General features: G+C 57.3%; 1 pseudogene. It reads right to left on the minus strand.

The annotated features are described in order from the left end of the window. Positions 1-44 precede the first annotated feature (44 nt). A pseudogene (locus tag KP705_RS18720) lies at positions 45-396 on the minus strand (Tn3 family transposase); the annotation flags it as partial.

A 396-nucleotide genomic window follows, 5' to 3' on the forward strand; every position in this document is an offset into this window, starting at 1 on the left:
CACCCGAACACCCGAAGCGGACGTAACGCGCCCGCTTCGGGCTGCTAATCGTCATTCCAGCGATAGTCCCCTGTCAGAGAGATATGCTCCCAGCCGAGGGGTGCAATATCCCGCACCAGGTCATCGGAAATGCCGAGCGTTGCGATGGCAGACTGAAGATAGCGCGTATTCCATAGGATAACCGCTGCCACCAGCAGGTTTAATCCTGACGCTCGATAAGCCTGATTTTCAAAACGCCGATCCCGCAGTTCCACAAGCTGGTTGAAGAAGAGCGCCCGAGACAGCGCATTCAGGGCTTCTCCCTTGTTGAGCCCTGCCTGGGTTCGCCTGCGCTAATCCAGATCCTGTATCCAGTCGAGCATGAAAACCGACCGCTCGATCCGGCCAACATCACGC

Source organism: Gluconobacter sp. P1D12_c (assembly GCF_018812105.1).
Taxonomy (GTDB): Bacteria; Pseudomonadota; Alphaproteobacteria; order Acetobacterales; family Acetobacteraceae; genus Gluconobacter; species Gluconobacter oxydans_A.